Raw genomic sequence first — 9,343 nt, forward strand, 5'->3', positions numbered from 1 at the left:
GCGGACAGGTCGGGCCGTCCGGCATTGCCCGCGCCCGCGACCGTCGCCTCGGCGCGGCGCAGCACCGACTCGCTCATCACCAGGCCGGAGTCCTCGATGGTGAGGATCACCCCGGCGGGCACCTCCACCGCGTACACGTGCACCTCGGTGGTGGGCGGGGAGAAACTGCAGGCGTTGTCGATGAGTTCGGCCAGCAGGTGCATGACGCCCTCGGCCGCGTGCCCGGCGACCGCGATGTCGGCGACCGCGCGCAGCCGCACCCGCTGGTAGCCGCCGACGCGGCCCATGGCGCCGCGCAGGATCGACTCCATCGCAATGGGTTCGGGCCAGCGGCGGCCGGTGCGCGCCCCGCTGAGCACGGCGATGCTGTCGGCGAGGCGCCCGGCCTGGGCGGTGCGGTGATCGAGGGCGAGCAGGTCGGCGAGGACGTCGGGATCGGCGTGCCGGTGCTCCATCTCGCGCAGTTCGGCGAGCATCGCGGTGGTCATCGCCTGCATCCGGCCCGACGCGGCGGCGAAGGCGGCCAGCGCGGCGTCGAGCCTGCGTTCGTACTGGGCGGCGGCACCGGCGTGCCGGGCGGCGGCCTCCTCGGCGTCGGCCAGGCGCCTGCCGTACTCGGCCAGCACGCCCTGCCGTTCGGCGTCGGCGGCGGCCAGCAGGCGTTCGGCCTCGCGCGCGGCACGTTCGGTGCCCGCCGAGGCGCCGCGGGCCCGGTCGCGGTAGCGCAGCGTGGTGACGGTCAGCGCGGCCAGCGCGAGCACGGCCACCGCGCCCGTCACGGCCACCGGGATCCGCGCGGCCTCCGGCGCCGCCCACACCCCCGCCGCGACCGCCGCCGCACCGAGGATCACCACGATCGGGCCGGCGATCACCGAGGTCCGGCCGGGTCGCGATACCGCGTCCTGCACCGGATCGTCCGACTGCGTCAACGCCTGCACTCCCACATCCACCGCCCCGACGGAGGACCCCGCCCCACGGGCCCGGCAGTTCGGATCACTCGAAGTGCCAAGCATTTTCGACAATTTGCCGCACGAGCATAACCGCCCGGCGACCGCCGCGCGATCCGAGCGCCGCGTGATCGAGGACTCGGCGCGCGACGTTCGGCACGAGCGCGCCGACGCCCCCGCGCCCCGCGTCGCGGCGGTAGCCGGACGCACTGCCGGGTCCCGAGCCGCGGCCGACTCGACCCCGCCACCAGCACGCATTTCCCCCACGCCCGGTTTGCCCGTGCCATGATCAGGACTGTCGGCGTGAGCACGACGCCCGGATCGAGGTACTCACAACGGCGGCACCCGCCGCCGCCAACAATGAGGGGAAACGATTCACATGGTGTACGAACAGCAGCAGCCCGGCTATCCGCCGCCCGCGCCGCAGATCGGTGTCGGCGACGCGCTCGGGTTCGCCTGGGACAAGTTCAAGAACAATGCCGGCGTGTGGATCGCCATCATGCTCATCGCGGCGATCATCCAGATCGCGCTCAATTTCATCTTCGGCGCGGGCACCAGCACCGATTCCGACTCCAGCACCGGCTTCCAGGTCGCGTTCGGCATCTGGCAGATCATCGGTTCCATCGTCGGCGCGGTCGTCGGCTACCTGATCACCGCCGCGCTGGTCCGCGGCGCGCTGCACGAAACCGACGGCAACAAGCCCTCGTTCGGGTCGTTCTTCCAGTTCACCAACGTGGGCGCGGTCATCGTGGCCGGTCTGCTGGTCGGCCTCGCGGTCGGCATCGGTTTCGTGCTGTGCATCCTGCCGGGCATCGTGATCATGTTCTTCACCTGGTGGACCATGCAGTTCGTCATCGACCGCGACCAGGACGCGATCACCGCGATCAAGTCCAGCTTCGCCGCCATCAAGGACAACGCGGGCTCGCTGCTGCTGCTCGCGCTGGCCCTGTTCGGCATCAACATCGTGGGCGCCCTGCTCTGTGGCATCGGCCTGCTGGTGACGATCCCGCTGACCTACCTGGCCTCCACCTACGCCTACCGCGTGGTCACCGGCGGCCGCGTCGTCGGCGCGCAGACCACCGTCGCCGAGCCCGGCTACCCCGGCTTCGCGGACCCGAACGCCGGCGGCTACGGCGCGCCCGGGTACGGACAGCAGCCCGGCTACGGCGCCCAGCCCGGCTACGGTCAGCAGCCCGGCTACGGTCAGCAGCCGGGTTACGGCCAGGGCCAGGACCCGGGGTACCCCCAGCAGCCCGGCTACGGCCAGGACCCCGGATACCCGCAGCAGCCGGGTTACGGCTCCCGGCCCGGCGCGCCGGGCGAAGGGTTCGGCGGCCAGGGCGGCCAGAACGGCCCCGACCTGGGCAAGGGCCCGGACACCGGCGGCGACCAGCGCTGACCCACCCCTCGAAGGGGGCGTACGACTCCGGGAGTCGTACGCCCCCTTCGTCTTCCGGCCTCCGCGCGACGATCGCCGTCGCGGCGCCAGCGCGCCTTCTGGGGCCGTCGTCGCGGGTCAGGGGCGCCCGGGCCGGGGAGGTAGCGCACAGCACCCCGACGCGCAGGGAGCGCCGTCGACGGTGCAGCCGTAGCCGGGGACGTCGCCGAGTTCGCGGACGGGCCCGTCGGCCAGGTGCTCGTCGACCAGTTCGGCGACCAGGCGCGCGAAGCGGGGGTCGGTGCCGGGGGTCGCGGCGCGGGCGAACGCCATGCCGAGTTCGGCGGCGCGTTCGGCGGCCTCGTTGTCCAGGTCCCAGATGACCTCGAGATGGTCGGAGACGAACCCGACCGGGCACACGACGACGGCGTCGACGCCCTCGGCGTGCAGGGCGTCCAGATGGTCGACGATGTCGGGCTCGAGCCACGGCACCTGCGGCGGGCCGGAACGGGACTGCCAGACCACGTCGTAGTCGGGCACGCCCGCGGCCAGGGCCGACAGCCGGGCGGCCTCGGCGACCTGGCGGCTGTAGAGGTGGCCGCCGTCGGCGGGCGGGCCCGCGGACCTGTCGGCGGCGACCGGCACCGAATGGGCGGTGAACACCAGCCGGGCACCCTCGCGGCGATCGGCGGGCAGCCGCTCGGTCGCCGCGCGGATGGCGTCGGCGAAGGACTCGATCAGCAGGGGGTGGTCGAAGTACTGGCGCAGCTTCGTGAGGCGGGGAGCGTTGTCCCCCACGGCCGCCCGCGCGCGGGCGATGTCCTCGTCGTACTGGCGGCAGCCGGAATACCCGCCCCACGCCGAGGTGGGGAACACCAGGGCCGAACGGACACCGTCGGCGGCCATCCGCGCGACGGTGTCCTCCACCAGCGGATGCCAGTTGCGGTTGCCGAAATAGACGGGCAGCTGCACGCCCGCGTCGGCGAGGACCTGCTCGATCGCGCCGATCAGCTCGCGGTTCAGGGCGTTGATCGGCGACACGCCACCGAAGTGCAGATAGTGCCCCGCGACCTCCTCGAGGCGTTCGCGCGGCACCCCCCGGCCCCGAGTGACGTTCTCCAGGAACGGCATCACGTCCTCGGGGCCTTCGGGGCCCCCGAAGGACAGCAGCAGCAGTGCGTCGGCGGTGCCGGACACGGTCCGCGCCTCCTTCGTCTCGGGGATCAGTTGGTGAAGTTCTCCGGGAACCACATGTTGTGGCTCGCGCCGCCGTCGACGTAGATGATCGACCCGGTGGTGGCGGGCAGCCAGTCCGAGAGCAGCGCCACGATGGACTTGCCGACCGCGCGCGCGTCGGCGCCGTCCCAGCCGATCGGGGACGCGCCGTCCCAGTACTCGTCGAGCTGACGCAGCTGCTTGGCGTCGTCGGTGGCGGTGCCCGCGATGGCCTTGGCCGCGAGGGTCTTCACCGGGCCCGCGGCGATCAGGTTGGACCGGATCTTCTTGGCGTAGCCCACCTCCCGGGCCACGTACCGGTTCACCGACTCCAGCGCGGCCTTGGACACGCCCATCCAGTTGTAGTACGGCATCGCCACGCGCGGGTCGAAGTCCATGCCGACGATCGAGCCGCCCTCGTTCATCACGGGCAGCACGGCGCGGGCCAGCGAGGCGTAGCTCCAGGCGGAGATCTCGAAGGACTTCGCCACGTCGGGGCCGGGGCCCTCGAGGAACGGCACCGCGTCCGGACCCATCAGGGTCTTGGGGGCGAACGCGATCGAGTGCAGCACGCCGTCGACGCCCTCGGGCGCCAGCTCGCGCAGGGCGCCCGCCAGCGCGCCCAGGTTCTCCTCGTTGGTGACGTCGAGGGGGATCGCGGGCGGCACCTCCTGCGGCAGGCGCTTGGCGATGCGATCGATCAGCCGCAGCCGTTCCGGGATGCCGGTGATGATCACCTTCGCGCCCTGCTCCTGCGCGACCGCCGCCGCGCTGAACGCGATCGACGAGTCGGTGATGATGCCGGTGACCAGGATGGTCTTGCCTTCGAGCAGTCCGCCCATGAGTTCTCGGTTCTCCTGAAAATCGTTGAGGGGTTCCGGGTTACGGAAGAATCAGTGGCCCATGCCCATGCCGCCGTCGACCGGGATGACGGCACCGGTGACGTAGCGGGAGTCCTCCGAGGCCAGGAAGCTGACCACGGCGGCGACGTCCTCGGCCTGGCCGAGGCGGCCCAGCGGGATGAACTTCTTGGCGGTTTCCTTCAGATCCTCGGGCAGGTCCGCGGTCATGTCGGTCTCGATGAAACCGGGGGCGACCACGTTGGCGGTGATGCTGCGCGTGCCCAGCTCGCGGGTGATGGAGCGGGCCATGCCGATGACGCCGGCCTTCGAGGACGCGTAGTTGATCTGGCCGGGGCCGCCGCCGAGACCGACGACCGAGCCGAGGAAGATCATCCGGCCCCAGCGGGCGCGCAGCATCGCGCGGTTGGCCCGCTTGGCACAGCGGAACGCGCCGGTGAGGTTGGCGTCGATGACCCGCTCGAACTGCTCCTCGCTCATGCGCATGAGCAGGGTGTCGTCGGTGATGCCCGCGTTGGCGACCAGCACCTCGACCGGACCCTGGTGCTCCTCGACCTCGGTGAAGGCCCGGTCGACCGAATCCGAGTCCGTGACATCGCACTTCACGCCGAACAGGCCCTCGGGCACCCCCGATCCGCGATGCGTGACGGCGACCTTGTGGCCGTCGGCGAGCAGGCGCTGGGCCACCGCGAGACCGATACCGCGGTTGCCACCGGTCACCAGGACCGAGCGGGATGTGACGTTCGACATAGAGTCCAACCTATCTGTTCCGGTTCGTGCGTCCCCCGCCGGGTCGAGCCTCGAGGGACGACTCACAGCCGGTGGACACGTTGCTTGTTACGGCAGGCGTTGACGATAGAGCAACGACACGACCACGCCGGCGGCGACGAAGACCATACCCAGCAGCAGCCACGGCCTGCTCGCGTCGCCCCGCGTCGTCTCGTAGCCGATCTGCTCCTCGAGCGTGTCGTAGACGGCGCGCAGTTCGGCCAGCGAGGAAGCGGTGTAGAACTCGCCGCCGGACAGTTTCGCGATCTCCTTCAGCGAGGTGTTGTCCACGGGGACCTTCACCCGCTGCGAGCCGCCGCCGTCGGTGTCGGGGATCTCCACGGTGCCCCATTCGGTGCCGAAGGAGATGGTCGAGACCGGGATGCCCTTGTTCTTGGCGAGGCGGGCGGCGGTGAAACCGTGCCGGGGGTTGTCGACGTCCTTGTCGTCGGGCACGGTCTGCTTGCCGTCGGACATGAGCACGACGCGGGCAGGCGGCGGGGTCTCCGCGCCGCCGAGCACCGCGGCCAGGGTGTCGATGGACTGCAACGCGGTCAGGATGCCCTCGCCGGTGGCGGTCCGCTCGGCCAGCTTGATGTTGTCGATGGCGTGCTTGACGGCCTCGCGGTTCGTCGTCGGCGAGACCATCACCGAGGCGGTGCCCGCGAAGGTGACGAAACCGAGGTTGATGCCCGGCGTCAGCCCGTCGACGAATTCCTTACCGGCCTTCTGCGCCACCTGCAGCCGGCTCGGCGGCACGTCGGTGGCCTCCATCGACAGCGACACGTCCATGACCAGCACGACGGTCGCGCGGTTGCGCGGCACCTTCTGCACGGCGGTCGGGCCCGCGGCCGCCACGGTGAGCGCGACCAGGCCGACCAGGATGAGCGCGATGGGCGCGTGCCGCAGCACACTCGGCTTGCTCGGCGCGACCTTCTCCAGCGTCGACATGTTGGAGAACAGCAGCGTCTTGCGATGGCGGCTGCGCTGGACCAGCACATAGCCGACGATCAGCGCCGCGACGACGAACAGGAAAGCGAACCAGACGACGGCGGTGAAATGGGAAATACTCACTGACGAGGCACCCGCCCGCTCGGGGCGCCGAGGCTGTGGCGCCGGGTGGACACGAACCGGACCACGTCGGCGATCCAGTCCCGATCGGTCTGCAGGGTCATCACCGGCGCGCCGCAGCTGCGCAGCGCCTGGTGGACCTTCTCGCGATGCGCCCGCGCGGCGGCGGCGTAGTCGGCGCGCAGCGTCGGGGTGACGCTGAACTCGCGCGTGCGGCCGGTCTCGGGATCGTGCAGCACCACGTCGCCGACGTCGGGCAGGCTCAGGTCGCGCGGATCGAGGACCTCGACCGCGAGCAGGTCGTGCCGCGCCGAGATCGCGCGCAGCGACCGCTGCCAGTCCAGATCGCCGAGGAAGTCGCTGATCACCACGGCCAGGCCGCGTTTGCGCTGCGGGCGGCGCAGCGATTCGATACCGGCCTGCAGGTCGCCGCGCACCCCGTCGCGCGCGTGCGGGGTGGTCGCGATGCCGCGCAGCAGCGTGCGGGCGTGCGTGCGGCCGCTGCGGGCCGGGATGCGCACCAGGTCCTGGCCGGTGGCGACCACCGCGCCGACCCGGTTGCCGCCGCCCGCGGTGAGATGGGTGACCGCGGCCGAGGCCGCGATCGCGAGATCGCGCTTCTGGCACTCGCCGGTGCCGAAGTCGAGGCTGGCCGACAGGTCGACGACCAGCCACGTCTCCAGCTCGCGGTCGGCGATCATCTGCCGCACGTGCGGATGCGTCGTGCGTGCGGTGACCGACCAGTCCATCTGGCGCACATCGTCACCGGGCTGGTACGCGCGCGCCTCCCCCGGCTCCGAACCGGGTCCGGGGATGAGGCCGAGGTGGTCGCCGTGCAGGACGCCGTCGAGGCGCCTGCGCACGGTGAGCTCCAGGGTCTTCAGCGCCGCCGACAGTTTCGGGTCGGTCAGGTCACCGGCCCGGAACGAGGGCGGAGCGTGGGGCGACATCGGCACGCGGACAACGGGTTCCGGCGCCGCCGTCACTGGGGCGCGACGTTGCCGGCGGGCTGGGACACCTGCTGGCCGTTGGGCGGCTGCGGAATCGCGGGCTGGGCCGGGGCGGCGGGCGCCTGCGGCGCCTGTCCCGGCTGCGGCACGGCGGGCGCCCCGACGGCCTGCGGCGCGACCTGGGGCAGGCCGACGGTCTGCAGCACGCGCTTGACCACGTCCTCGGGGCTGACCTCGTCGGCCAGCGCGTCGTAGGACAGCACGAGGCGGTGGCGCAGCACGTCCGGGATGACCTCGACGACGTCCTGCGGGACGACGTAGTCGCGGCCGCGGATCAGCGCCACCGCGCGGGCCGCGGCGATGATGCCCAGGCTGGCGCGCGGCGAGGCGCCGTAGGAGATCCAGCTCGCCACGTCCGGCATGCCGAACTCCAGGGGCGTGCGGGTGGCGGCGATGACGCGCACGACGTAGTCGACCAGCGCGTGGTGGACGAAGACGTTGGCGGCGAGTTTCTGCAACCGGATGATGTCCTCCGGGCCCAGGATCTGCTTGGGCTCGGGCGGGGTGACCCCCATGCGGTAGATGATCTCGCGCTCCTCCTCCACCGAGGGGTAGTCGACGATCACCTTGAACAGGAAGCGGTCGCGCTGCGCCTCGGGCAGCGGGTAGACGCCTTCGCTCTCGATCGGGTTCTGGGTCGCCATGACCAGGAACGGATCGGGCATCGGGTAGGTCTTGCCGCCGATGGAGACCTTGCGCTCGGCCATCACCTCGAGCAGCGCCGACTGCACCTTGGCGGGGGCGCGGTTGATCTCGTCGGCCAGCACGAAGTTCGCCACCACCGGACCGAGTTCGGTGTCGAACTGTTCGCGGCCCTGCCGGTAGATGCGGGTACCGATGAGGTCGGTGGGCACCAGGTCGGGGGTGAACTGCACCCGCGAGAACGAACCGCCGACGACCTTGGCGAAGGTCTCGACCGCGAGCGTCTTGGCGATACCGGGGACACCTTCGAGCAGCACGTGACCCTTGGCGAGCACGCCGACGAGCAGGCGTTCGACAAGCCGGTCCTGACCCACGATCACCCGTTTGACCTCGAAGATCGCCTTCTCGAGCGTCGCCACGTCACGCTCCAGGGTGCTCGGCGCGCCCGATCCGGCGTCCTTGGCCAGATTCGCCCCGCTCACACCTTCCGTCGAAGTCACCAACATCCCCGCTTTCGCTTTGGTCCTGTGCGTGTGGCCACAACTATTCCAGGTAATGGCCCGGCGTGCCGCAACCGGCCGACGGTGGACGCGAATTCGTCGCATTCACCACCGTCCGCCCGTGTGCTGCCACCCTACGCATGTCGGGCGTGGGACGGCGGAAACCGCGGCGCCGGCCGCCCGCCGACGGGGGTTCGGCGAGGGCTCCGCCGACGCGGCGCCGGGGCGCATTTCGCCCGATTCGCCGTTTTCCGCCGGGGACCCTGACATATCGGCAAATGTTCGGCAATGTGAATTGCGCGTCGTTGCCCGATTCGAATAACGATATCGTCGCGCTCCCGGACGAATTCCGAGGTCCGGGCAACGACCCCGCGACGAGTGCCGTTCACCACACCTCTCCGGGGCTAATTCCGCAGTTCCGTCGGTGTTCCATGGCGAATACCCGAATTGCCGTCGCGGCATACCGCCGAATTCGGTCGTTCGGATTGCTTCAGTGCCAGAGAAGGTGATCACCATGCGCATTTACTCGCGCACATCATTCCCCAGAAGTTTGCTGTCCGGCGTCGTCGCGGCCACGACCGTCGCGGTCGCGGTAGCCGTCGCACCCGCCGTCGGCGCCACCCCACTGGACCTGCCCGGCATCGGGGCGGTCGACGTCGACACCGGCTCGACCGGCGGCTCGGCGGACCCGCTCGGCGCGGCCGGGGCAGGCCAGGGCGGCGGCGCGGAGCTCGCCATCCCCGGCACCGGGAGCGCGGCGGGCTCGGGCGTCCCGGCCGGGATCGACACCGGGTCGGGCGCCTCGGGTTCGAGCGCCGGATCCGGAGAGGCCCTGGGAAGCGCGGGGGCGGGGAGCGGCGGCGGTGGCAGCGCCGCACTCGGCGCCGGGACCGGCAGCACGGACACCGGCAGCGCCACACTCGGCCTGGGCGCGGGCAGCGCCGACACCGGC

The 9,343-nt window shown here is 71.4% G+C and carries 8 protein-coding genes and 1 pseudogene; 2 read left to right on the forward strand and 7 right to left on the reverse strand.

Annotated features, from left to right (window positions below; genetic code table 11):
• The coding region (locus ON36_RS15350) for an ATP-binding protein (protein ID WP_174377574.1) at positions 1-929 on the reverse strand (929 nt) is incomplete at its 3' end.
• Between the two features lie 397 nt (positions 930-1,326).
• On the opposite strand from ON36_RS15350, the gene ON36_RS36760 reads away from it, so the two are divergent.
• Positions 1,327-2,346, forward strand: a complete 1,020-nt coding sequence (locus ON36_RS36760) for a DUF2189 domain-containing protein (RefSeq protein WP_306306911.1) — start codon at positions 1,327-1,329, stop codon at positions 2,344-2,346.
• Between the two features lie 117 nt (positions 2,347-2,463).
• Here ON36_RS36760 and ON36_RS15360 read toward each other — a convergent pair whose 3' ends face one another.
• The 6 genes from ON36_RS15360 to moxR1 all read right to left on the reverse strand — a co-directional run bounded on the left by ON36_RS15360 (position 2,464) and on the right by moxR1 (position 8,397).
• Positions 2,464-3,522, reverse strand: coding sequence for a ferrochelatase (locus ON36_RS15360; protein WP_043653228.1), 1,059 nt, complete (start codon positions 3,520-3,522; stop codon positions 2,464-2,466).
• Between the two features lie 26 nt (positions 3,523-3,548).
• Positions 3,549-4,382: an NADH-dependent enoyl-ACP reductase InhA gene (gene inhA, locus ON36_RS15365; RefSeq protein WP_043653231.1), complete on the reverse strand. Its 834-nt coding sequence runs from the start codon at positions 4,380-4,382 to the stop codon at positions 3,549-3,551.
• Positions 4,383-4,433: 51 nt separating this feature from the next.
• On the reverse strand, positions 4,434-5,150 hold the full coding sequence (gene fabG1, locus ON36_RS15370) for a 3-oxoacyl-ACP reductase FabG1 (protein WP_043653232.1): 717 nt from the start codon (positions 5,148-5,150) through the stop codon (positions 4,434-4,436).
• 87 nt (positions 5,151-5,237) lie between these two features.
• Positions 5,238-6,242 (reverse strand): VWA domain-containing protein, encoded by a 1,005-nt coding sequence (locus ON36_RS15375; protein WP_043653234.1) that lies wholly within the window; start codon positions 6,240-6,242, stop codon positions 5,238-5,240.
• Positions 6,239-7,189 carry a DUF58 domain-containing protein gene (locus tag ON36_RS15380; protein ID WP_043653237.1) on the reverse strand — a complete coding sequence of 317 codons (951 nt, stop codon included), beginning with the start codon at positions 7,187-7,189 and terminating at the stop codon, positions 6,239-6,241. The genes ON36_RS15375 and ON36_RS15380 overlap by 4 nt, the downstream gene beginning before the upstream one ends.
• A gap of 32 nt (positions 7,190-7,221) precedes the next feature.
• Positions 7,222-8,397, reverse strand: coding sequence for a chaperone MoxR1 (gene moxR1 / locus ON36_RS15385; RefSeq protein WP_052314026.1), 1,176 nt, complete (start codon positions 8,395-8,397; stop codon positions 7,222-7,224).
• 508 nt (positions 8,398-8,905) lie between these two features.
• On the opposite strand from moxR1, the pseudogene ON36_RS34735 reads away from it, so the two are divergent.
• Positions 8,906-9,343 (forward strand): annotated as a pseudogene (locus ON36_RS34735) (hypothetical protein); the annotation flags it as partial.

Source organism: Nocardia thailandica NBRC 100428 (assembly GCF_000308795.1).
GTDB lineage: Bacteria > Actinomycetota > Actinomycetes > Mycobacteriales > Mycobacteriaceae > Nocardia > Nocardia thailandica.